This is a genomic window from Streptococcus suis (assembly GCF_002964045.1).
GTDB classification, from domain to species: domain Bacteria; phylum Bacillota; class Bacilli; order Lactobacillales; family Streptococcaceae; genus Streptococcus; species Streptococcus suis_U.
In genome coordinates this window covers 1-376 of sequence record NZ_POPB01000511.1, presented here as the reverse complement: position 1 = coordinate 376, position 376 = coordinate 1, and the positions used below count along the sequence as shown (strand labels likewise).

Sequence of the window (376 nt, the reverse complement as noted above, 5' to 3'; positions counted from 1 at the left end):
ACCATGGCAAGCGTTTGAACGCCAAACTTAGCACCTAGGTAATAAAGTGCAGCTGCTTCCATTTCTACAGCCTTGACACCTAGTTGACCTAATTCTAAGTTGCGACTAAACAATTTTGGAGAATAGAAACTATCTGATGATAAAACATTGCCAACATGCGTTGTCATGTTGAATCCTTTGGCGATATGATAAGCCTTATCTAAAAGATCAAAATCAGCGATTTGTGGCAAATCGTACTCTGGCCAGTCAATATTGATCATACGAGAGTTGGTCGCAGCTGCCTGAGCCAAGACCAATTCGCGGACATGGACATCCTCGTTCAAAGAACCTGCTGTTCCCACACGAATTAGTTTTTTCACACCATATTCGTTAATCA

The 376-nt window shown here is 41.8% G+C and carries 1 pseudogene; it reads right to left on the bottom strand.

Going from position 1 to position 376, the window contains the following annotated elements:
• Nucleotides 1–376, bottom strand: a pseudogene (locus C1E99_RS12325) (purine-nucleoside phosphorylase); the annotation flags it as partial.